This is a genomic window from Variovorax glacialis, from assembly GCF_051216375.1.
In the GTDB taxonomy this organism is placed as follows: Bacteria; Pseudomonadota; Gammaproteobacteria; order Burkholderiales; family Burkholderiaceae_C; genus Variovorax.
Window position 1 is genome coordinate 38,112 of sequence record NZ_JBPJZT010000009.1, and the last position, 20,807, is coordinate 58,918.

The 20,807-nt window shown below is 65.5% G+C and carries 22 protein-coding genes; 18 read left to right on the top strand and 4 right to left on the bottom strand.

Translation table 11 applies throughout. From position 1 onward, the window contains the following. Positions 1–13 precede the first annotated feature (13 nt). The 4 genes from ACSFBL_RS23135 to ACSFBL_RS23150 all read left to right on the top strand — a co-directional run bounded on the left by ACSFBL_RS23135 (position 14) and on the right by ACSFBL_RS23150 (position 4,058). Positions 14–487, top strand: coding sequence for a DsrE family protein (locus ACSFBL_RS23135; protein WP_435518165.1), 474 nt, complete (start codon positions 14–16; stop codon positions 485–487). Positions 488–490: 3 nt separating this feature from the next. Then, positions 491–1,288 (top strand): c-type cytochrome, encoded by a 798-nt coding sequence (locus ACSFBL_RS23140; RefSeq protein WP_435518166.1) that lies wholly within the window; start codon positions 491–493, stop codon positions 1,286–1,288. A 62-nt stretch (positions 1,289–1,350) separates the two neighbouring features. Beyond that, complete coding sequence (locus ACSFBL_RS23145) at positions 1,351–2,655, top strand: SulP family inorganic anion transporter (protein WP_435518332.1); 1,305 nt, start codon at positions 1,351–1,353, stop codon at positions 2,653–2,655. Beyond that, positions 2,652–4,058 (top strand): serine hydrolase domain-containing protein, encoded by a 1,407-nt coding sequence (locus tag ACSFBL_RS23150; RefSeq protein ID WP_435518167.1) that lies wholly within the window; start codon positions 2,652–2,654, stop codon positions 4,056–4,058. The genes ACSFBL_RS23145 and ACSFBL_RS23150 overlap by 4 nt, the downstream gene beginning before the upstream one ends. On the opposite strand, the gene lipA is transcribed toward ACSFBL_RS23150, so the two are convergent. From lipA to ACSFBL_RS23170, 4 genes are read right to left on the bottom strand one after another with little or no spacing between them, the layout of a single operon-like run. Beyond that, positions 4,036–5,061 carry a lipoyl synthase gene (lipA, locus tag ACSFBL_RS23155; RefSeq protein WP_435518168.1) on the bottom strand — a complete coding sequence of 342 codons (1,026 nt, stop codon included), beginning with the start codon at positions 5,059–5,061 and terminating at the stop codon, positions 4,036–4,038. The two genes, ACSFBL_RS23150 and lipA, sit on opposite strands and share 23 nt — an antisense overlap. A 19-nt stretch (positions 5,062–5,080) precedes the next feature. Further along, positions 5,081–5,767 (bottom strand): lipoyl(octanoyl) transferase LipB, encoded by a 687-nt coding sequence (gene lipB, locus ACSFBL_RS23160; protein WP_435518333.1) that lies wholly within the window; start codon positions 5,765–5,767, stop codon positions 5,081–5,083. After that, positions 5,764–6,072, bottom strand: coding sequence for a YbeD family protein (locus ACSFBL_RS23165; protein WP_435518169.1), 309 nt, complete (start codon positions 6,070–6,072; stop codon positions 5,764–5,766). Before ACSFBL_RS23165 ends, lipB begins: the two co-directional genes overlap by 4 nt. Then, the gene (locus ACSFBL_RS23170) at positions 6,069–6,974 is read right to left on the bottom strand and encodes a D-amino acid aminotransferase (RefSeq protein ID WP_435518170.1); all 906 of its coding nucleotides are present in this window, start codon (positions 6,972–6,974) and stop codon (positions 6,069–6,071) included. Before ACSFBL_RS23170 ends, ACSFBL_RS23165 begins: the two co-directional genes overlap by 4 nt. Positions 6,975–7,147: 173 nt before the next feature. On the opposite strand from ACSFBL_RS23170, the gene ACSFBL_RS23175 reads away from it, so the two are divergent. The 14 genes from ACSFBL_RS23175 (at position 7,148) to ACSFBL_RS23240 (ending at position 20,795) form a co-directional block, all read left to right on the top strand. Then, complete coding sequence (locus tag ACSFBL_RS23175; protein ID WP_435518171.1) at positions 7,148–7,636, top strand: ATP synthase subunit I; 489 nt, start codon at positions 7,148–7,150, stop codon at positions 7,634–7,636. A gap of 12 nt (positions 7,637–7,648) precedes the next feature. Further along, positions 7,649–8,518 carry a F0F1 ATP synthase subunit A gene (gene atpB / locus ACSFBL_RS23180; RefSeq protein ID WP_435518172.1) on the top strand — a complete coding sequence of 290 codons (870 nt, stop codon included), beginning with the start codon at positions 7,649–7,651 and terminating at the stop codon, positions 8,516–8,518. A 58-nt stretch (positions 8,519–8,576) separates the two neighbouring features. Then, positions 8,577–8,840, top strand: a complete 264-nt coding sequence (gene atpE / locus ACSFBL_RS23185; RefSeq protein ID WP_019657641.1) for a F0F1 ATP synthase subunit C — start codon at positions 8,577–8,579, stop codon at positions 8,838–8,840. Positions 8,841–8,920: 80 nt separating this feature from the next. Then, the gene (locus ACSFBL_RS23190) at positions 8,921–9,391 is read left to right on the top strand and encodes a F0F1 ATP synthase subunit B (protein ID WP_435518173.1); all 471 of its coding nucleotides are present in this window, start codon (positions 8,921–8,923) and stop codon (positions 9,389–9,391) included. A gap of 7 nt (positions 9,392–9,398) precedes the next feature. Beyond that, on the top strand, positions 9,399–9,932 hold the full coding sequence (locus tag ACSFBL_RS23195; RefSeq protein WP_435518174.1) for a F0F1 ATP synthase subunit delta: 534 nt from the start codon (positions 9,399–9,401) through the stop codon (positions 9,930–9,932). Positions 9,933–9,969: 37 nt separating this feature from the next. Beyond that, complete coding sequence (gene atpA, locus ACSFBL_RS23200) at positions 9,970–11,523, top strand: F0F1 ATP synthase subunit alpha (protein ID WP_435518175.1); 1,554 nt, start codon at positions 9,970–9,972, stop codon at positions 11,521–11,523. Positions 11,524–11,544: 21 nt separating this feature from the next. After that, a complete protein-coding gene (gene atpG / locus ACSFBL_RS23205; RefSeq protein WP_435518176.1) occupies positions 11,545–12,420 on the top strand; it encodes a F0F1 ATP synthase subunit gamma in 876 nt (291 codons plus the stop codon). Positions 12,421–12,463: 43 nt separating this feature from the next. Further along, on the top strand, positions 12,464–13,879 hold the full coding sequence (gene atpD / locus ACSFBL_RS23210; RefSeq protein ID WP_435518177.1) for a F0F1 ATP synthase subunit beta: 1,416 nt from the start codon (positions 12,464–12,466) through the stop codon (positions 13,877–13,879). A gap of 44 nt (positions 13,880–13,923) precedes the next feature. Beyond that, on the top strand, positions 13,924–14,343 hold the full coding sequence (locus ACSFBL_RS23215; protein ID WP_435518178.1) for a F0F1 ATP synthase subunit epsilon: 420 nt from the start codon (positions 13,924–13,926) through the stop codon (positions 14,341–14,343). A 311-nt stretch (positions 14,344–14,654) separates the two neighbouring features. Continuing rightward, the gene (locus tag ACSFBL_RS23220; protein ID WP_435518334.1) at positions 14,655–15,824 is read left to right on the top strand and encodes an ROK family protein; all 1,170 of its coding nucleotides are present in this window, start codon (positions 14,655–14,657) and stop codon (positions 15,822–15,824) included. Then, complete coding sequence (locus ACSFBL_RS23225; RefSeq protein WP_435518179.1) at positions 15,821–17,317, top strand: sugar ABC transporter ATP-binding protein; 1,497 nt, start codon at positions 15,821–15,823, stop codon at positions 17,315–17,317. The genes ACSFBL_RS23220 and ACSFBL_RS23225 overlap by 4 nt, the downstream gene beginning before the upstream one ends. 155 nt (positions 17,318–17,472) lie before the next feature. Further along, the gene (locus ACSFBL_RS23230; protein ID WP_435518180.1) at positions 17,473–18,480 is read left to right on the top strand and encodes an ABC transporter permease; all 1,008 of its coding nucleotides are present in this window, start codon (positions 17,473–17,475) and stop codon (positions 18,478–18,480) included. 53 nt (positions 18,481–18,533) lie between these two features. Then, positions 18,534–19,496, top strand: a complete 963-nt coding sequence (locus ACSFBL_RS23235; RefSeq protein WP_435518181.1) for a substrate-binding domain-containing protein — start codon at positions 18,534–18,536, stop codon at positions 19,494–19,496. Between the two features lie 132 nt (positions 19,497–19,628). After that, a complete protein-coding gene (locus tag ACSFBL_RS23240) occupies positions 19,629–20,795 on the top strand; it encodes a Gfo/Idh/MocA family protein (RefSeq protein ID WP_435518182.1) in 1,167 nt (388 codons plus the stop codon). The last annotated feature ends 12 nt before the right edge of the window (positions 20,796–20,807 follow it).

The following is a 20,807-nucleotide window of genomic DNA, read 5'->3' on the forward strand; positions in this document are numbered from 1 at the left end:
AACCGGAACTCCCATGAAATCGAAAAAAGCTTCCCTCCTCTCGGCCGTCGTTGCCAGTCTGCTGATTGCCGCTGCGCCTGCGTCCATTGCCCAGACCAACGCTGCCGATCCGGCGACCGCCGCGAACACCGCACCCGCCGGCCTTCGCGTGGTCTATCACGTGAACGACGTCGGCTCGCTGCGGGGTGCGCTGAACAACATCAACAACCAACTGTCGGCCACGCCCGATGCCAGCATTTCGCTGGTGGCCAACGGGCGCGGCATCTTCTCGCTGGTCAAGGGCGAGCGAGATCGCCAGGGCGACTTCGGCAGCGCGATCGCGGCCCTGCAGGCCAAGGGCGTGCGTTTCGTGGCCTGCGAGATTTCGATGAAGAAGAACAACATCGCCGCGTCGACGCTCGCCGCGAATGTCTCGACGGTTCCGTCCGGCGTGGTCGAACTGACGCGGCTCCAGGGCGCCGAACACTACGCCTACATCAAGCCCTGAGCCATGAAGCGCGTGGTGCTCTGGCTCTCGGTCGCGCTGACGCTCGCGGGCTGCGGTCGTTCCGCCGAACCCGAGGTCGACGACCGCAGCGCGCGAGCGCAGTTCCCGCCGGACAAGCACGGCGAACTGGTCTACCAGGGCTACCGCGTGTTCACCCAGACGCCGAAGGCCGCGCGCATCTACACAGGCAATCGCCTGACCTGTGCGAGCTGCCACCTCGATGCGGGACGCAAGGCCAACGCGGCGCCGATGTGGGCGGCGTTCGGCATGTACCCGGCCTATGTCGCCAAGGTCGATCGCGTCGTCACGCTCGAAGAGCGCATCCAGCAGTGCTTCCGCTTCAGCATGAACGGCTTCTCGCCGCCCCAGGACAGCCATGAGATGCGGTCCCTGATCGCCTACCTGCAATGGCTGGCGATCGACCGCCCTATCGGCGTCGAACAGCCGGGGCGAGGCTTTCCCACCATTGCGCGCACCGGCTCCGACCCCAATCCGCTTCGGGGCAAGCAGATCTATGCGCAGCGCTGTGCGTTGTGCCACGGCGAACAAGGCGAAGGCCAGGGCTACCAAGACAGCGCGGGCACCCATGTCGTGCCGCCCGTGTGGGGCTTCAGCAGTTTCAACAAGGGCGCGGGGATGCATCGCACGGACCTGCTCGCCGGATTCCTGAAGGCCAACATGCCGCTGGGCAATCCGAACCTGACCGACCAGGAAGCCCTGGACGTGGCCGCGTGGATGGGACTTCAGGAACGCTGGCCGGATCCGCGCAAGGGCTTGCTGCCCGGCCTCCTCGCGAAGTAGGTCCGCCGGTGTCCGATGGTTCCGCCAAAGCCCTGGCAGTGGCGCAGGGCGCCGCGCGTTCGATGCGGCAGCCTCGCGCCGCGCGCGGAAGAAGTTCCAGACTGACGTGGCGGCCTCACCGGGGCGACCTCCGGGCGGCCGGGGTGTCGGCCTTGATCATGCTGCCCCAGGCCATCGCATTCGCCATGCTTGCCGGGTTGCCGCCGGAGATGGGCATCTACGCGTCGGTCATCCCTGTCATCGTCGCATCGCTGATCGGACCATCCGGCGTGTTGCTGTCGGGCCCCAACACGGCGGTCGCGATGATGCTCGGGATCGCATTGCTCCCGCTCGGCGTGCCCGGCAGCGGGGAGTACCTTCTCTTCGCGGCCACATTGACCGCGATGGTCGGCATGGTGCAGTTCGCCGGCGCCTGGTGCGGCATCGGCCGCTTCTTCTCGTTGCTGCCGACGTACACGGCGACCGGCCTCAACATGGGGATCGGCATGCTCATGCTCGGCAGCCAGTTGGCACCCGCGATGGGCCTGCTGTCCGCGCCCGACCTGCCGACCTGGGCGATGCCCTGGGTGGCCTTCCAGCGCTGGGCGGATGCGAATCCGTGGGCCTTGCTGGTCACGCTGACGTCTGTCGTGGCCGGACAGGTCTTCGCGAGGCTGCGCACGCCGTGGATGCCATCGCTCGTGGCCGCCATGCTCTTCGGCGCCATCGCGGGCGGCATGCTGGATCTCTTCGTCGGCGCGGAGGCGACAGGGCTCGAACGGGTGGGCCATCTGCAACCGACGTGGAACGTCCTTCAATGGCCCACCTTCAATGCGGACGAGTTCTACATCCTCAAGCAACTGGTGTTGAGCGCTGTCGGCATCGCGGTGGTGGGGAGTCTTCAGTCGGTCATCCTGCTTCGGTCGGTCGTGCCGGACGCCGATCACCGTGCCTGCCGGCGCGAACTGCTGGCGCAGGCCTTTTCCAACCTCGCAGCGTCGGCCACAAGCGGCTTCGCCTGCTCGGGCTCCTTCAACCGCACGTCGGCCCACGTCGAGGCCGGCGCCGTCACCCGCTCGGCGGCCGTGATGTGCTCCGTGTTCCTGCTCCTGCTCGCATGGATCGCATCACCGGCGCTCGCCCATGTGACCCACGCCGCCATCGCGGGAACGCTGGCGCTGGTCGGATGGCGCATGGTGTGCGCGGGCTGGCAGAGCGCACGCCGGGACACCCGTTTTGCCCGCTTCGCCGCGATCGCACTCGGCCTCTGCGTGCCGCTGGCGGGCATCGAGGTCACGCTGCTGCTCGCCATCGTGCTGGTGATCGTGCAACTGGTGCTGAACCAGACCCGCGGCCAGACAGCGGCACCTACGGAATCTTCACGATGAAACTCTTGCGCGGGTCGCTGGTGGCGGCCCTTCTGTGCGTCGGCCTCTGGGGACTCGGCGCCTGGCTGCGGCCGGATCTGGCGCTGCGCGTTGCAACGGGCGTGACCGCCCACGACCTCTGCGTGGAGTCCTTCGTAAGCGGACTGGATCCGCAGCAGGCGTTCAGCGAGAGCCTGGCGCCTCGTCCCTGGTTCCGTTGGGTCGCGCCGCTCATGCGCTACGACGTCGACCGGGAGGATCGCGAAGTGCGGGCCACCATCGCTGGTGCATTCGCGAGTCGCGCGGCCTTTCTCGGTGCCACAGGATGCATGCTGGTGAAAGATCGGGATGCGCGTGTGTCCGCGGACGCTGCATCCACGCGGGCCGCCGCGCCGGTCCCTTCCGAAGGCGCTGTGATCGCCGCACGATCACCGATCCTGGAGTCGGCGTTGGCCGATGCCTTCGCCGAAGACGATCCGCACGCGCCGCGCCATACCAAGGCCGTCGTGATCATGCGCAAGGGCCGCTTGATCGGCGAGCGCTATGCGCCGGGCTACGGGCCCGACACACCCCTGCTCGGGTTCTCGATGAGCAAGTCGGTGACCAATGCGCTGGTCGGCGTGCTCGTGCGCGAAGGTCGCTTGAATGTCGACGCGATGCCCGCCTGGGCGGTCGGAGAGAAAGCCGGCATCACGGTCGAGCAACTCCTGCGCATGACGAGCGGACTCGCGCTGGACGAGATGGGCAGCGGCTTCGATCCTTCCAATCGAATGCTCTACGTGCATGGCGACGACATGGCCGGGCTCGCCCGGCAGGCTCGCGTTCTGGCGCCGCCTGGCAGGCGCTGGAGCTACAGCAGCGCCAGCACGCAACTCGCGGCGCGCGAGATTCGCGACGCGGTCGGCGGCGACGCCGAGGCAGTGCAGCGCTTCGTGCACAAGCGCCTGTTCGGTCCTGCAGGCATGCGCCACGCGACGATGGAGATGGATGGGTCCGGCACACCGGTCGGCGGTCACTATGTGCTGGCCTCGGCGCGCGACTGGGCACGCTTCGGCGAGCTGTACCGGCGCGACGGTCTCACGGCAGCAGGGCAGCGTCTCCTACCCGAAGGCTGGGTGGACTGGTCGACCACGCCGACCCTGGGCACGGCCTACGGCGCGGGCTGGTGGACCAACCGCCGCGCCGGCTCGGGCATGCGCGCGATGCCCGATGTACCGGCGGATGCCTTCTATGCGCTGGGAAACCTGGGGCAGTACGTGGTGGTCGTGCCCTCTGAACAGTTGGTGGTGGTGCGGCTGGGGCGGGCGCACACCGGGCGCTACGACATCGCGGGCATCAACCGCCTCGTGGCGGCGACGATCGACAGCCTGCGTTCACGCCCGCCTTCGCGGGCCGCGCGCGTCAGGCTTGCGGCAAGGCGCTGACGTCGGCCGCGTGGTCTGCCGCGTGCGTGGCGGCGGCGTGCGCCTGCTGGTCCGCGTGGTAGCTGCTGCGCACCATCGCGCCCACGGCCGCATGGCTGAAGCCCATCTTGTAAGCCTCTTCCTCGAACATCCTGAAGGTGTCCGGGTGCACGTAGCGGCGCACCGGCAGGTGGCTGTTGCTGGGCGAGAGGTACTGGCCGATCGTCAGCATGTCGATGTCGTGCGCGCGCATGTCGCGCATGACCTGCAGGATTTCCTCGTCGGTCTCGCCGAGGCCGACCATGATCCCGCTCTTGGTCGGGACGCCGGGATGCAGTGCCTTGAACTTCTTCAGCAGGTTGAGGCTGAACTGGTAGTCGCTGCCCGGGCGCGCTTCCTTGTAGAGGCGCGGCGCGGTCTCGAGGTTGTGGTTCATCACGTCCGGCGGCGCGGCCTTGAGGATCTCGAGCGCGCGGTCGTCGCGGCCGCGGAAGTCGGGCACCAGGATCTCGATCTGCGTGATGGGCGACAACTCACGGATGTTGCGGATGCAGTCGACGAAGTGCTGGCTGCCGCCGTCACGCAGGTCGTCGCGGTCCACGCTGGTGATCACGACGTACTTGAGGCGCAGCTTCGCGATGGTCTTCGCAAGGTTGAGCGGTTCGTCCTTGTCGAGTGGATCGGGCCGGCCGTGGCCGACGTCGCAGAAGGGGCAGCGCCGCGTGCACTTGTCGCCCATGATCATGAAGGTCGCGGTGCCGTTGCCGAAGCATTCGCCGATGTTGGGGCAGGAGGCTTCCTCGCAGACCGTGTGCAGGTTGCTCTCGCGCAGGATCTGCTTGATCTCGTAGAAGCGGGTCGTTGGCGAGCCGGCCTTGACGCGGATCCATTCGGGCTTCTTCAGGACTTCGCCCTGCACCACCTTGACGGGGATGCGCGAGAGCTTGGCCGCGGCCTTCTGCTTGGCGAGGGGGTTGTAGTCCTCGGTGCTCTGGGCGTCGCGGACAACGTTGAGTGTGCTCATGGCTTCTCTCTGGCGGGGCTCAGGGTGCGAGGTAGGCGCCGAGCTTCCTGCCCAGCACCTGCGCGGCTTCGTCCCAGGTTGTTTGAACGCCGATTGTAGAAAGATCGACGGTTTTCAGCCCCGCGTAGCCGCAAGGGTTGATGCGCGAGAAGGGTTCGAGGTCCATCGCCACGTTGAGCGCGACGCCGTGGTAAGTGCAATGGCGACTGACCTTGATGCCGAGCGCGGCGATCTTGCCGAGACCGCGGAACGGGTCGTCGGGATGCGTCGGCCCTGTCAGCGCGGCATGCGAGAAGGGGTCGTCGAGCCGCACGTAGATGCCGGGCGCACCGCCCACGCGATGGCCGGTGACGCCGAAATGGTCCAGCGTGCGGATCACCGATTCCTCGATGCGATAGACGTACTCCTTCACGTAGTAGCCGGCACGCCGCAGGTCGATCAGCGGGTAGGCGACCACCTGGCCGGGTCCGTGGAAGGTGACCTGGCCGCCCCGGTCGGTCTGCACGACCGGGATGTCGCCGGGGTTCAGCACGTGGTCGGCCTTGCCTGCGAGCCCCTGCGTGTAGACCGGCGCGTGCTCGCAGAGCCACATCGCGTCGGGTGTCTCCGGCGTGCGATCCAGCGTCCACTGCCGCATCGCCGCGTAGGTCTCCGCGTAGTCAATGCGGCCGCGCAGTGCAAGCTCGGGAGCCCAGGCAGTGGTCAGAGCACCACCTTCACCATGGGATGGCTCGACAGCGCGCGGTAGATGTCGTCGAGTTGCTCGCGGCTGGTCGCGGTGACGGTGATGGTCACGCCCAGGTAGTTGCCGGCCTTGCTGGGCCGAAGCTCGATCGTCGTCGCGTCGAAGGTCGGATCGAACTGTTCCGCGATCAGCGTCACCGCATGCACGAAGCCGTCGACCTTGGCGCCCATCACCTTGATCGGAAATTTCGAGGGGTACTCGATCAGCGATTCCTTGCGTGCGTCGATGGGCGCAGCCGGTGCGTCCGGAGGGGTGGGGGTGCTCATGCTGTGACTCCGTTGTCGTGCGTGCTGCGTGCCTTCGCCTGCTGGTAGCCGGCGTACAGCGCGTCGTAGACGGGACCGGGGTGGCCGGTGCCGATGGTGTGTCCGTCGAGTGTCACGACCGGCAGCACTTCCTTGCTGGCCGACGACAGCAGGAGCTCGTCGGCGCCGAACACCTCTTCGCGCGAGATGCGCCGCAATGTGAAGGGGATGTCGGCCTCGGCACAGATGCGCTCGATCACGCCATAGCGAATACCGGCCAGCACCAGTTCGTCCTTGGGCGGACCGCTGACGGTGCCGTTCCTGACCACCCAGACGTTGCTCGACGAAGCCTCGCTGAGCCAGTCGCCGCGGAACATGATGGTTTCGGCCGCGCCGGCCTCGATGCTGATCTGTCGTGCCAGCACCGCGCCCAGCAGGCTGGTGCTCTTGATGTGCGCCTTCTGCCAGCGGAAGTCCGGCGCACTCACGCAGGCCACGCCCTTCGCCCGCACCGCCTCGGGCACCGGCTTCATCGGGTTGACCATCACGAAGACCGTCGGCGTCAGGCCTTGCGGCATCGCATGGTCCCGAGGCGCCACGCCGCGCGTCACCTGGATGTAGACGCCCTGCATGCCCGCCCGTGCCGCCGCCGGTGCGCCTTCGATCAAGCGGACGGCAATGCTGCGCCACTCCGCGACGGAGAGGGGGTTCTTGATCTGCAACTCGGCCAGGGAGCGCCCGAGGCGCGCCATGTGTTCGTCGAAGCAGAACAGATGGCCGGCATACACAGGGATGACCTCGTAGACGCCGTCGCCGAAGATGAAACCCCGGTCGAGCACGCTGACCTTGGCATCCCGCAGCGGGGTGAAATTTCCGTCGAGGTAGCAGGGGGCTTCGGGCAGGGCGTCGGTGATCGGGTGCATGAGGAATTATGGTGGGGACGCCCCGACGGTTTCCAACCCGAGGGCGATTCCATGGCTCGGGGCAAGGATCATTTCCGCGCTGGACCCCCGGAACCTGCCGGATTGGCGTGCCTTTTTACCTATAATCAATGGCTTTGTAGAAATTCTGGGTCGTCATCCGGGCTTCATTCGAAATGAAAACAATCGCCCGCGAGACCTTGAAGGACGTCCATGAGGACATGCCTGACCCGGAAGACGACTTCAAGCCGTTGACCGCCGAGGAGGCCCAACGGCTGCGCGACAGGAAGCCGTCGATCTCGCCGTGGCGCGTGATCGCGATTCAGGTCGTTGCGGGGCTGCTGGTGGCATTGGCCGCCTGGGGTCTGACAGGGAGGCAAAATCTAGGGTGGTCCGCCGGGTATGGCGCGCTGGCAGTGGTCATTCCCTCTGCGGTGTTCGCACGGGGCCTGACCGGAAGGTTTTCTTCCCTGAATCCGGGCACTGCGGTGTTCGGATTCTTCTTGTGGGAAATGGTCAAGATGGCCTTGACGGTGGCGATGCTGATCGCCGCGCCAAGGCTGATAGTGGCGCTGAGCTGGCCGGCGATGCTGGTGGGCTTGGTGGTGACAATGAAGGCGGCCTGGGTGGCAGTGATGCTGGCCCCCAGGCGCCTGAAACTTTGAGACGAGTAACGGATGGCTGCTGAAAACGCTGCGGAACACGGGATGACCGCTGGTGAATACATCGTTCACCATTTGACGCATCTTCAAAGCTCCAAGCCCGGAGGGGTCGCGGACCTTTCCGTTCTCAATTTCGATTCGCTCTTCTTCTCGATCCTGCTCGGCGTGGTGGGTTGCTGGCTGCTGTGGCTGGCGGCTCGCAAGGCCACCTCGGGTGTGCCGGGCCGGTTCCAGGCCGCCGTCGAGATCCTGGTCGAAGTCGTCGACCAGCAAGCCAAGGGCATCGTCCACAACGCGGAAAGCCGCAAGTTCGTCGGCCCGCTCGCGCTGACGATCTTCCTGTGGATCTTCATGCTCAATGCGATGGACTTGCTGCCGGTCGACCTGCTCCCGTACCTCTGGGGCCAGGCCTACACCGTCGCCGGCGGCGACCCGCACCACGCCTACCTGCGCGTCGTGCCGACCGCCGACCTCTCGGTGGCCATGGGCTTCTCGGTCTCGGTGCTGCTGATCTGCATCTACTACAACATCAAGATCAAGGGCATGGGCGGCTGGGTGCACGAGCTCTTCACCGCGCCCTTCGGCAACCACTGGGCGCTGTACCCCTTCAACTTCGCGATGCAGATGATCGAGTTCGTCGCCAAGACCGTCTCGCACGGGATGCGTCTGTTCGGCAACATGTACGCCGGCGAACTGATCTTCCTGCTGATCGCCCTGATGGGCGGCGCATGGACGCTGTCGGCCACCGGCATCTTCCTGGCGCTGGGCCACATCATCGCGGGCACGGCATGGGCCATCTTCCACATCCTGATCATCACGCTGCAAGCCTTCGTGTTCATGATGCTGACGCTGGTCTACGTGGGCCAGGCGCACGATCACCACTGATCATCCCGTTCGATTTCGTTTTTCTTTTCTCTTCAACCAAAGTCCTCTAGGAGTCATCATGGAAGTTATCAGCTTTGTCGCACTGGCCGCCGGCCTGATCATCGGTCTGGGCGCAGTCGGCGCTTGTATCGGTATCGGCATCATGGGTAGCAAGTACCTCGAATCGGCCGCGCGTCAACCCGAGCTGATGGGCGAACTGCAAACGAAGATGTTCCTGCTGGCTGGTCTGATCGACGCCGCGTTCATTATCGGTACCGGTATCGCGCTGTGGTTCGCAACGGCCAACCCTTTCCTCTCGCAAATCGCCAACCTGCCGAAGTAATCGGGTCCAGGCTTTCTCGTCGAACCCATGTCGTTCTTCGTTGAATGGCCTCGGATTCATTCCCAAAGAGAGGGTGAAAAGTGAGCATTACCGGTACCCTGATCATCCAGATGATCGTGTTCCTGATTCTTGTCGGGTTCACGATGAAGTTTGTGTGGCCGCCGATCGCGAAGGCGCTGGACGATCGTGCCCAGAAGATCGCCGAAGGCCTCGCAGCCGCCGACAAGGCCAAGTCCGAACTGACCGCCGCCAACAAGCGCGTGGAAGTCGAGCTCGGCCAGGCGCGCAACGAGTCCGCACAGCGTCTTGCCGATGCCGAACGTCGTGCGCAGGCCATCGTTGAAGAGGCCAAGGCCCGCGCCACGGAAGAAGGCAACAAGATCGTTGCGGCAGCCCGCGTCGAAGCCGACCAGCAGGCCCTGAAGGCACGCGAGGCACTTCGCGAACAGGTCGCTGCGCTGGCCGTCAAGGGCGCCGAGCAGATCCTGCGCAAGGAAGTGAATCCGGCCGTCCACGCCGACTTGCTTGCCCGTCTGCAAACGGAACTCTGATCAAGCCATGGCAGAACTCGCCACCATTGCACGTCCCTACGCCGAAGCGCTGTTCAAGGCGTCTTCGTCGGACCTGTCCGGCGCCGGCGCATGGCTCGAAAGTGTCGCGGCCATCGCCGGCAATCCCGAACTCCAGCAGTTCGCGGACAACCCCAAGGCCACGCCCGAGCAGGTGCTCGGCGTGATTGCCGGTGCCCATGGTTCGCCGCTGCCGCCCGCAGCGAACAACTTCCTGACGGCGCTGCTCGAGAACGGTCGCTTCAGCGCGTTGCCGGAAATCGCGAAGCAGTTCCGCACGCTGGCGAACGCACAGAGTGGTTCTTCCGATGCGGTGGTCTACAGCGCCTTCCCCATCGATGCCAGTGCCCTGGGATCCGTCGCCGCGACGCTCGAAAAGCGCTTCGGCCGCAAGCTGCAGGTCACGGTCCAGCAGGATCCGTCGCTGATCGGCGGCATCCGCGTGGTGGTCGGCGACGAGGTGCTCGACACCTCGGTCAAAGCGCGTCTTGAACAAATGAAAGTTGCGCTGGCAGCCGCCTGAGGCCGTCAGCCCCTTACAAAGAAAGAAGGAAAGAGTCATGCAACTCAATCCCGCAGAAATTTCCGAACTGATCAAGAGCCGCATCGAGGGTCTCGGCGTCAGCGCGAACATTCGCAATGAAGGCACCGTGGTGTCGGTGACCGACGGCATCGTGCGCGTGCACGGCCTGTCGGACGCGATGCAGGGCGAAATGCTCGAATTCCCGCCCAGCGCCGACGGCACGCCGTCGTTCGGCCTCGCGCTGAACCTCGAGCGCGACTCGGTCGGCGCCGTGATCCTGGGCGAATACGAACACATCTCCGAAGGCGACACCGTCAAGTGCACGGGCCGCATCCTGGAAGTGCCGGTCGGCCCCGAACTCATCGGCCGCGTGGTGAACGCCCTGGGCCAGCCGATCGACGGCAAGGGTCCGGTCAACGCCAAGATGACCGACGTGATCGAAAAGGTCGCACCGGGCGTGATCGCCCGCAAATCGGTCGACCAGCCCATGCAGACCGGCTTGAAGTCCATCGACTCGATGGTGCCGATCGGCCGTGGCCAGCGCGAGCTGATCATCGGCGACCGCCAGACCGGCAAGACGGCCGTGGCGATCGACGCGATCATCAACCAGAAGGGTCAGAACATGACCTGCGTCTACGTCGCGATCGGCCAGAAGGCTTCGTCGATCAAGAACGTGGTGCGCGCCCTGGAACAAGCCGGCGCGATGGAATACACCATCGTGGTCGCCGCCTCCGCTTCGGAATCGGCCGCCATGCAATACGTGTCGGCCTATTCGGGCTGCACGATGGGCGAGTACTTCCGCGATCGCGGCCAGGACGCGCTGATCGTCTATGACGACCTGTCCAAGCAGGCCGTGGCCTATCGCCAGGTCTCGCTGCTGCTGCGCCGCCCGCCAGGCCGCGAAGCCTACCCGGGCGACGTGTTCTATCTCCACAGCCGGCTGCTCGAACGCGCAGCCCGCGTGAACGCCGACTATGTCGAAGCCTTCACCAAGGGTGAAGTCAAGGGCAAGACCGGTTCGCTGACCGCGCTGCCGATCATCGAAACGCAAGCCGGCGACGTGTCCGCCTTCGTTCCGACCAACGTGATCTCGATCACCGACGGCCAGATCTTCCTGGAAACCAACCTGTTCAACGCCGGTATCCGCCCCGCCATCAACGCCGGTATCTCGGTGTCGCGCGTGGGTTCGTCGGCGCAGACCAAGGTCATCAAGGGCCTGTCCGGCGGTATCCGTACCGACCTGGCCCAGTACCGTGAACTGGCCGCGTTCGCGCAGTTCGCTTCGGACCTCGACGAAGCGACCCGCAAGCAGCTCGACCGCGGTGCCCGCGTGACCGAACTGCTGAAGCAGGCCCAGTACAGCCCGCTGCCCATCTCGCTGATGGGTGCCTCGCTGTTCGCGGTGAACAAGGGCTTCATGGACGACCTGGACGTCAAGAAGGTTCTGCCCTTCGAACACGGCCTGCACCAGTTCCTCAAGTCCAGCCATGGTCCGCTGCTCGACAAGATCGAACAGGCCAAGGCCATCGACAAGGACGCCGAGACCGAACTGACCGCAGCCGTCACGTCGTTCAAGAAGTCGTTCGCCTGATCGACCACGCAAGGAGCCCCAATGGCAGCTGGTAAGGAAATCCGCGGCAAGATCAAATCGGTGGAGAACACCAAGAAGATCACCAAGGCCATGGAAATGGTGGCCGCGTCGAAGATGCGCAAGGCGCAGGAACGCATGCGTGCCGCCCGCCCCTACAGCGAGAAGATCCGCAACATCGCGGCCAATCTCGGCCAGGCGAACCCGGAGTACACGCACGCGTTCATGAAGACGCACGACGCGAAGGCGGCGGGCTTCATCCTGGTCACGACCGACAAGGGCCTGTGCGGCGGCATGAACACCAACGTGCTTCGCGCCTTGACCACCAAGATGCGCGAAGAGCAGTCGGCCGGTGTCGCCATCGAGGCGGTCGCGATCGGCAACAAGGGCCTGGGCTTCCTGAACCGTGTCGGCGCACGCGTGGTGTCGCACGTCACCCAGCTCGGCGACACGCCCCACCTCGACAAGCTGATCGGCCCCGTCAAGGTGCTGCTCGACGCCTATGCCGAAGGCAAGCTCAGCGCGGTCTACCTCTGCTACACCAAGTTCATCAACACGATGCGCCAGGAGTCGGTGGTCGAGCAACTGCTGCCGCTGCAGGCCGATTCGCTGAAGGTCGAGAAGGGCCAGCATTCGTGGGACTACATCTACGAGCCCGATGCGCAGAGCGTGATCGACGAGCTGCTGGTGCGCTACGTCGAATCGCTGGTGTACCAGGCCGTGGCCGAGAACATGGCGTCGGAGCAGTCGGCACGCATGGTCGCGATGAAGTCGGCCACCGACAACGCGGGCAACGTCATCAACGAACTCAAGCTGGTCTACAACAAGACCCGCCAGGCAGGCATCACCAAAGAGCTGTCGGAGATCGTTTCGGGCGCCGCGGCGGCCGCGGGCGTCTGAGCCCCTCGGACCTCAACAGATTTCAATTTTTATCGGAGCAGACATGGCTCAAGCAGAAGCAGTTCAAGGCAAGATCGTTCAATGTATCGGCGCCGTGGTCGACGTGGAATTCCCGCGCGACAAGATGCCCAAGATCTACGACGCCCTGAAGTACGAAAGCGGCGGGCTGACCCTCGAGGTGCAGCAGCAACTCGGCGACGGCGTGGTGCGCACCATTGCGCTCGGCTCGTCCGACGGCCTGCGCCGCGGCCTGATCGTGACCAACACCGGCGCGCCGATCACGGTGCCCGTCGGCAAGGCGACGCTGGGTCGCATCATGGACGTGCTGGGTCGTCCCATCGACGAGCGCGGCCCCGTGGGCCAGGAACTCCAGGCCTCGATCCACCGCAAGGCCCCCGAGTACGACGAACTCTCGCCCTCGCAGGACCTGCTGGAAACCGGCATCAAGGTGATCGACCTGGTCTGCCCGTTCGCCAAGGGCGGCAAGGTGGGCCTGTTCGGTGGCGCCGGCGTCGGCAAGACCGTGAACATGATGGAGCTCATCAACAACATCGCCAAGGCGCACTCGGGTCTGTCCGTGTTTGCCGGCGTGGGTGAGCGCACTCGCGAAGGGAACGACTTCTATCACGAGATGGCCGATTCCGGCGTCGTGAACCTCGAGAAGCTCGAGGACTCGAAGGTGGCCATGGTCTACGGCCAGATGAACGAGCCCCCGGGCAACCGTCTGCGCGTGGCGCTGACCGGCCTGACCATCGCCGAGTCGTTCCGCGACGAAGGCCGTGACGTCCTGTTCTTCGTCGACAACATCTACCGCTACACGCTGGCCGGTACCGAAGTGTCGGCGCTCCTGGGCCGCATGCCTTCCGCCGTGGGCTACCAGCCGACGCTGGCCGAGGAAATGGGCCGCCTGCAAGAGCGGATCACGTCGACCAAGGTCGGCTCGATCACCTCGATCCAGGCCGTGTACGTCCCTGCCGACGACTTGACCGACCCGTCGCCCGCCACGACCTTCGCCCACCTGGACTCGACCGTGGTGCTGTCGCGCGACATCGCCTCGCTCGGTATCTACCCCGCCGTGGACCCGCTGGACTCGACCTCGCGCCAGCTCGACCCGCTGGTGGTCGGCGAAGAGCACTACAACGTGGCCCGCGCCGTGCAAGGCACGCTGCAGCGCTACAAGGAACTGCGCGACATCATCGCGATTCTGGGCATGGACGAACTGGCACCGGAAGACAAGCTGGCCGTGGCCCGCGCACGGAAGATCCAGCGCTTCCTGTCGCAGCCCTTCCACGTCGCCGAAGTGTTCACCGGCTCGCCCGGCAAGTACGTGCCGCTGTCGGAGACCATCCGCGGCTTCAAGATGATCGTGAACGGCGAAGCCGACCACCTGCCGGAACAAGCGTTCTACATGGTGGGTGGCATCGACGAAGCGTTCGAGAAGGGCAAGAAGGTCGCGTAAGGCTTGCTTTCCGCACCCTTCTTCAAGTTCGCATAGGACAACAGATGGCTAACACTATTCACGTGGACGTGGTCAGCGCGGAAGAGTCGATCTTCTCGGGCGAAGCCAAGTTTGTCGCGCTCCCGGGTGAAGCCGGCGAGCTCGGCATCTACCCGCGCCACACGCCGCTGATCACGCGCATCCGCCCCGGCGCCGTGCGCATCGAAACGGCCGACGGCGGCGAGGAATTCGTCTTCGTGGCGGGCGGCATTCTCGAAGTGCAGCCCACCACGGTGACCGTGCTGTCCGACACCGCGATCCGCGGCAAGGACCTTGACGACGAGAAGGCCAACGTGGCCAAGGCCGCCGCCGAGGAAGCGCTGAAGAACGCCAAGACGGACATCGATATTGCGATGGCGCAGTCTGAACTGGCTGTCATGGCTGCTCAGCTGGCGGCACTCCGTAAGTACCGCGAAAAGAAGTGAACTAGCTCGCCCCCAGGTTGGACTCGCTTCGTGTAGTCCGCCCACCCCCTACCGGGGGCAACACCTGCAGCCCGGCGGAGCCGGTTCTGCGGTGTTACTGGTGAAGAAAAGGCCGCCTTTGGGCGGCTTTTTGCATGGCGCTCGGACTTGAGAATTGACTTCGAACTTTATTTGGTCGAAGTTAAGTCTTGTTCGGCTGAAGCTCCGCCCCTAGTATTCGCGACAGCTCCGACCGGTCCACGGCGGAAGCAAACAAGAATGCGACGGAGACAAAGCACTTGGCCCCCTGGAGCCGACTGACTGCCGACGAGATGCAACTGCTGGAGACCACCTTCTGGTCGGCCGGCGGCTCGCGCCATGGCATGGCGGAACAGCTTGGTTTTTCCAAGAGCAAGGCGAACGCGCTCATCGCCGGGCTGGTCGAGCAGGGCTTGCTTGCAGAAGCCGGATTGCAACGCTCGTCAGGTGGCCGCCGCCCCGAAAACCTCCAACTCCACGGCGGACTCGGCGCACTCGTCGGCGTGGACATCGGCGCTACGAGTCTCGACGTGGCCGTTCTCGCACCCGACCTCACTGTGCTGACCCATCACGCGGAGCCGGCAGACGTGCGCGAAGGCCCCGGCGTGGTCCTTGCCCGAGTGAAGGTCCTGATCCGGGACCTGCTCGCGCAGGCAGGCTTCGATGCAAGGCAGGTCATCGGCATCGGCATCGGCGTACCGGGCCCGGTCAACTTCGAGATCGGGCAACTGGTCAACCCGCCACTGATGCCGGCCTGGGACAGCTTCTCGATCCGCGACTACCTGCGCGAAGACTACGCCGCGCCCGTTTTCGTCGACAACGACGTCAACCTGATGGCGCTCGGCGAGCTGTGGCGGCTGAAGCGTTCGCTCTCTAACTTCCTCGTGATCAAGGTCGGCACCGGCATCGGTTGCGGCATCGTGTGCCATGGCGAGGTGTATCGCGGCGCAGCCGGGTCCGCGGGCGATGTCGGCCACATCTGCGTTGACCAGGACGGTCCGCGCTGCCATTGCGGCAACCTCGGTTGCGTCGAGGCGATGGCGGCCGGCCCTGCGATCACGCGCATGGCCGTGCAGGCGGCCGAAGCCGGGGAGAGCACCGCGCTCGCGGAATGCCTGCGCACCCAGGGCCGCATCGAGGCGGTCGATGTCGGCCAGGCCAGCCGTGCGGGCGATGCGGCCGCCAACGCGATCGTGCAGCGCGCCGGCAGCCTGATCGGCCAGATGCTGGCGTCGATCGTCAACTTCTTCAACCCGTCGCATGTGTTCATCGGCGGAGGGATCACGCGCATCGGGCCGCTGTTCCTCGCGGCGGTGCGGCAGAGCGTCTATCAACGCTCGCTCGCGCTTTCCACGCGGCACCTGGAAATCCAGTACACCCCGCTCGGCGCGCAAGCCGGCCTGATCGGCGCGGGGGTGCTCGCCATGCAAGAGACGCTCAAGGCACGTGGGGTGGCGCCATGACGCCCAAGTCCGCCGTCTCTGTCGAGTTCGATCAGGTCGTGAAATCCTTCGGCCCGGTGGAGGTGCTTCACGGCGTGAGCTTCTCGCTCGAACCCGGCCGCATCTACGGCCTGCTCGGCGAGAACGGCGCCGGCAAGTCCACGCTGATGAAGATCCTGGCGGGCTACGAATCGTTGACGGCCGGTAGCTTGCGCGTCAACGGTGAACTGCACCAGTTCACCAGTTCGCGTGACGCCGAAGCCCTGGGCATCGTGCTGATCCACCAGGAGTTCAACCTCGCGGAAGACCTCAGCGTCGCGCAGAACATCTTCCTGGGCCACGAGAAGAAGAAGGGTTGGCTGCTCGACGATGCGGCAATGGAGCGCGACGCCGCGTCAGCGCTCGCGCAGGTCGGGTTGAGCATCGACCCGACCACGAAGGTGCGCCGCCTGATCGTCGCCGAGAAGCAGCTGGTCGAGATCGCGAAGGCCGTCTCGCGCCATGCGCGCCTGCTGATCATGGACGAGCCCACGGCCACGCTCACACCCGGCGAGACCGAGCGGCTCTTCAAGCTGATCGCCCAGCTTCGCGCGGACGGCGTGACCATCGTCTACATCTCGCACAAGCTCGACGAAGTGGAGCGGGTGACCGACGAGGTGATCGTGATGCGCGACGGTCGATTCGTGACCCGGGCGCCCACCGCCGACGTCACGCGCCACCAGATGGCGAACCTGATGGTCGGCCGCGAACTCGCCGATCTCTATCCGCCGCGCGACGCGGTGGTGATGGCCACGGCGCCTGCGATGCAGGTACGCAACTTCACCGTGCCGGGCTGGGCGGACAACGCGAGCTTCGAAGTGCGCCCGGGCGAGATCCTCGGCTTCGCAGGACTGGTCGGTGCCGGACGCACCGAACTCTTCGAAGGGCTGCTGGGCTTGCGTCCTTCGAGCGGCACGGTCGAGATCGAGGGCCGCGCCGTGCACCTGCGCAACCCGCGCGACGCCGCACGCCACGGCCTGACCTATCTCAGCGAGGACCGCAAGGGCAAGGGCCTGCATGTGCACCTGGGCCTGCGCCAGAACCTCACGCTGATGGCACTCGAACGCTATGCCAGGCCATGGCTCCAGCCCGATGCCGAGCGTGCGGCACTCGCCGAGGCCGTGAAGGACTACGGCATCCGCACGGGCGATCTCGACGCGCGCGCCTCGTCCCTCTCCGGCGGCAATCAGCAGAAACTGGCCCTCGCGAAAGTGCTGCAGCCGCAACCCAAGGTCGTCGTGCTCGACGAGCCCACGCGCGGCGTCGACGTCGGCGCCAAGCGCGACATCTATTTCCTGATCCAGCGCCTGGCCCGCCAGGGGCTGGCAGTGATCGTCGTCTCGTCCGAGTTGATGGAGCTGATCGGCCTGTGCCACCGCGTCGCGGTGATGCGGGCCGGCCGCCTCGTGACCACGCTGGACGCCAATCAATTGACCGAAGAGGAGCTGATTGCTCATGCCACCGGAACTGTTTGAACCCACCCCCAGGCTGCGCGCACTTCGTGTCGCTTCGCCTACCCCCTTGCAGGGGGCAACACCAGCGGCCCGGCCGAGCCGGTTCCGCGGTGTTTCCCGAAGGGGCTTTGCTTCGCTAGCCGTTCAACTGCAATCCGCTGTGAACCTGGAATCCAATGGCGTCCGCACCTGATTCCGCTGCCGGGCATCGCAGCGACTCGAAGCCGCGGTGGACTGAGCGGTTGCACGGCTTCGGGCCTGTCATCGGGCTGGTGCTGCTGTGCATCGCCGGGACGCTGCTCAATGGCGACTTCGCCACGCTCGACAACGCGATGAATGTGCTCACGCGCACGGCCTTCATCGGCATCATCGCGGTGGGGATGTGCTTCGTGATCATCTCCGGCGGCATCGACCTGTCGGTGGGCTCGATGGCGGCGCTGATCGCGGGGTGCGTGATCATGTTCATCAACGCCATGGGGCCGGCGCTCGGATCGCCGCTCCTAGCTGTGATCCTGGGGGCCGTCCTTGCCGTGGTGCTGGGCGCGGCGTTCGGGCTTGCGCACGGGTTGCTGATCACGAAGGGGCGGATCGAGCCTTTCATCGTGACGCTGGGCACGCTCGGTATCTTCCGTGCGTACCTCACGTACTTCGCGAACGGCGGTGCACTCACGCTCGACAACGAACTTTCCGACCTCTACGCACCGGTCTACTACGCAAGCCTGCTGGGCATTCCGGTGCCGGTGTGGGTGTTTCTCATCGTCGCGGTGATCGGCGCCCTGATCCTCAACCGCACCGCCTATGGGCGCTACGTGCAGGCGATCGGCTCGAACGAGCAGGTGGCGCGCTATGCGGCCGTCGGCGTGGACGGCGTGAAGATCCTGACCTATGTGCTGCTCGGCGTCTGCGTCGGCATCGCGACGCTGCTCTACGTGCCGCGGCTCGGCTCGGCATCGCCGACCACCGGCCTGCTGTGGGAGCTGGAGGCCATTGCCGCGGTGATCGTCGGCGGGACCGCGCTGAAGGGCGGCGCGGGCAGCATCACCGGCACGGTGATCGGCGCGATCCTGCTCTCGGTCATCAGCAACATCCTGAACCTCACCAGCATCATCAGCGTGTACCTCAACGCCGCAGTGCAGGGCATCGTGATCATCGTCGTCGCCTTCCTGCAGCGCGGCCGACGCTGATGCGCATCGATTTCCGTCCGTTCCGTTTCATTCACCACAAGGAGACAAGCAGCATGACTTCCATCACCCGACGCCTGGCGCTGAGCGCCGTCGCCGCCGCGAGCTTCGCGGCCTTTCCGGCCCTCGCGGCCGAGCCGGTGAATCTCGGCGTGTCCATCCCGGCCGCGACGCACAGCTTCATGGGCGGCATCAACTACTGGGCCAACCAGGCCAAGAAAGACCTCGAGAAGGAATACAAGGACCTGAAGATCACCATCAAGACGGCAGCCAACGCGCCCGAGCAGGCGAACCAGCTGCAGGACCTGTCGACGGTGACGAAGATCAACGCCCTCGTGATCTTCCCCTTCGAGTCGGCGGCGCTGACCAAGCCGGTGGCCCAGGTGAAGGCCAAGGGCACCTACGTCACGGTGGTCGACCGCGGCCTGACCGACACCAGCGCGCAGGACGCCTACGTGGCCGGCGACAACACCGCCTTCGGCAAGATCCCCGCCGAATACATCGCCAAGAAGCTCAACGGCAAGGGCAATGTGGTCGCGCTGCGCGGCATCGCCACCACGCTGGACAACGAGCGCATGGACGCCTTCAACAGCGTGCTCAAGAACTACCCGGACATCAAGCTGCTCGACGCCAAGTACGCCAACTGGAACCGCGACGATGCCTTCAAGGTCACGCAGGACTACCTCACGCGCTTCAAGAAGATCGATGCCATCTGGGCGGCCGACGACGACATGGCCGTGGGCGTGCTGAAGGCCATCGAGCAGGCCAAGCGCGACGACATCCTGGTGGTGTTCGGCGGCGCCGGTGCCAAGGGCATGGTCAAGACCATCATGGACGGCAAGGACCCGCGCATCCAGGCCGACGTGAGCTACTCGCCGAAGTTCATCTACGACGCGATCAAGCTCACGGCCGAGGCACGCCTGAAGGGCGAGAAGATGCCGGCGACGACGATCATTCCTTCGGTGCTGATCACGAAGGACAACGCGAAGAGCTTCTATCACCCGGACAGCCCGTTCTGACGGCTCGCCCCCAGGCTGCGCGCACTTCGTGTCGCTACGCCTACCCCCTACCGGGGGCAACACCTGCGGCCCGGCGAAGCCGGTTCCGCGGTGTTTCACCAACGGCGCGCGCTTCGCGGCGCATGAATATCCATGACTCACGATACTTTTCAACGCAGGCTGCGCTACGCCATGGTTGGTGGGGGGCGGGATGCCTTTATTGGGGCTGTGCATCGCAAGGCGATTGCGCTGGATGGGCAGGTCGAGCTGGTTGCGGGGGCGTTGTCTTCGAGTGCCGAGAAGGCCAAGGCGTCGGGGCGCGATCTCTTCCTGGCCGACGACCGCAACCATGGCGACTGGCGCTCCCTGCTGGATGACGAGCTGAAGCGGCCGGCGGACGAGCGGATCGACTTCGTATCGATCGTCACGCCGAACCATGTGCACTTTCCGGTGGCACAGGCTTTCGTGGAGGCGGGCTTTCACGTGGTGTGCGACAAGCCGCTGGTGCATACGGGCGCGCAGGCCGACGCGCTGGTGGCTGCGGTGGCGCGACAGGGCACGGTGTTCGGCGTCACGTACAACTACACGGGCTATCCGATGGTTCGTCAGGCGCGGGAGATGGTGCGCTCGGGCGAGCTGGGCGAGGTTCGCAAGGTGGTCGTGGAATACAACCAGGGATGGCTTGCGACGCGGCTCGAAGGCGAGGGCAACAAGCAGGCGGCCTGGCGCAGTGATCCGGCGCGCAGTGGTGCTGCGGGTGCCATCGGCGATATCGGATCGCATGCGGAGAATCTGGTGGCCGCGGTCACTGGGCTGGAGATCGAGAGCCTCTGCGCGGACCTGAGTTCGATGGTGGCGGGGCGTGCGCTCGATGACGACGGCAGCGTACTGTTGCGATTTCGCGGCGGGGCTCGGGGCGTGCTGATTGCCTCGCAGATCAATACCGGGCTCGAGAACGATCTGCGGCTGCGGGTCTCCGGCGCGCTCGGAACGCTCGTCTGGCGCCAGGAACGGCCGAGCGAACTGGTGCATTTGCCGCACGACGGGCCCAAGCGCGTCCTCACGCGCGGCGCGCCCTGGCTGTGCGAGGCGGCCCGGCGTGCGAGCCGGTTGCCGACGGGGCATCCGGAGGGCTTCATCGAGGCGTTCGCGAATGTCTACGGTGGCGTGGTCGCGGACATCCGTGCGCGGCACTCGGGTACGACGGCGGACCCTCTGGCCGCGGACTACCCGCGCGTCGAGGACGGTGCGCGCGGTGTGCGTTTCATCGAACGGACCGTGGCGTCGTCGCGGAGCGACGTCAAGTGGATGCCCTGGTGAGCTGACCCGCGC

Bases quoted from the DNA above. Each gene is read 5' to 3' on its own strand.
- ACSFBL_RS23135 (WP_435518165.1), top strand. From the start codon at position 14: ATGAAATCGAAAAAAGCTTCCCTCCTCTCGGCCGTCGTTGCCAGTCTG.
- ACSFBL_RS23140 (WP_435518166.1), top strand. From the start codon at position 491: ATGAAGCGCGTGGTGCTCTGGCTCTCGGTCGCGCTGACGCTCGCGGGC.
- ACSFBL_RS23145 (WP_435518332.1), top strand. From the start codon at position 1,351: ATGCGGCAGCCTCGCGCCGCGCGCGGAAGAAGTTCCAGACTGACGTGG.
- ACSFBL_RS23150 (WP_435518167.1), top strand. From the start codon at position 2,652: ATGAAACTCTTGCGCGGGTCGCTGGTGGCGGCCCTTCTGTGCGTCGGC.
- lipA (WP_435518168.1), bottom strand. From the start codon at position 5,061: ATGAGCACACTCAACGTTGTCCGCGACGCCCAGAGCACCGAGGACTAC.
- ACSFBL_RS23165 (WP_435518169.1), bottom strand. From the start codon at position 6,072: ATGAGCACCCCCACCCCTCCGGACGCACCGGCTGCGCCCATCGACGCA.
- ACSFBL_RS23170 (WP_435518170.1), bottom strand. From the start codon at position 6,974: ATGCACCCGATCACCGACGCCCTGCCCGAAGCCCCCTGCTACCTCGAC.
- ACSFBL_RS23175 (WP_435518171.1), top strand. From the start codon at position 7,148: ATGAAAACAATCGCCCGCGAGACCTTGAAGGACGTCCATGAGGACATG.
- atpB (WP_435518172.1), top strand. From the start codon at position 7,649: ATGGCTGCTGAAAACGCTGCGGAACACGGGATGACCGCTGGTGAATAC.
- atpE (WP_019657641.1), top strand. From the start codon at position 8,577: ATGGAAGTTATCAGCTTTGTCGCACTGGCCGCCGGCCTGATCATCGGT.
- ACSFBL_RS23195 (WP_435518174.1), top strand. From the start codon at position 9,399: ATGGCAGAACTCGCCACCATTGCACGTCCCTACGCCGAAGCGCTGTTC.
- atpA (WP_435518175.1), top strand. From the start codon at position 9,970: ATGCAACTCAATCCCGCAGAAATTTCCGAACTGATCAAGAGCCGCATC.
- atpG (WP_435518176.1), top strand. From the start codon at position 11,545: ATGGCAGCTGGTAAGGAAATCCGCGGCAAGATCAAATCGGTGGAGAAC.
- atpD (WP_435518177.1), top strand. From the start codon at position 12,464: ATGGCTCAAGCAGAAGCAGTTCAAGGCAAGATCGTTCAATGTATCGGC.
- ACSFBL_RS23215 (WP_435518178.1), top strand. From the start codon at position 13,924: ATGGCTAACACTATTCACGTGGACGTGGTCAGCGCGGAAGAGTCGATC.
- ACSFBL_RS23220 (WP_435518334.1), top strand. From the start codon at position 14,655: ATGCAACTGCTGGAGACCACCTTCTGGTCGGCCGGCGGCTCGCGCCAT.
- ACSFBL_RS23225 (WP_435518179.1), top strand. From the start codon at position 15,821: ATGACGCCCAAGTCCGCCGTCTCTGTCGAGTTCGATCAGGTCGTGAAA.
- ACSFBL_RS23230 (WP_435518180.1), top strand. From the start codon at position 17,473: ATGGCGTCCGCACCTGATTCCGCTGCCGGGCATCGCAGCGACTCGAAG.
- ACSFBL_RS23235 (WP_435518181.1), top strand. From the start codon at position 18,534: ATGACTTCCATCACCCGACGCCTGGCGCTGAGCGCCGTCGCCGCCGCG.
- ACSFBL_RS23240 (WP_435518182.1), top strand. From the start codon at position 19,629: ATGACTCACGATACTTTTCAACGCAGGCTGCGCTACGCCATGGTTGGT.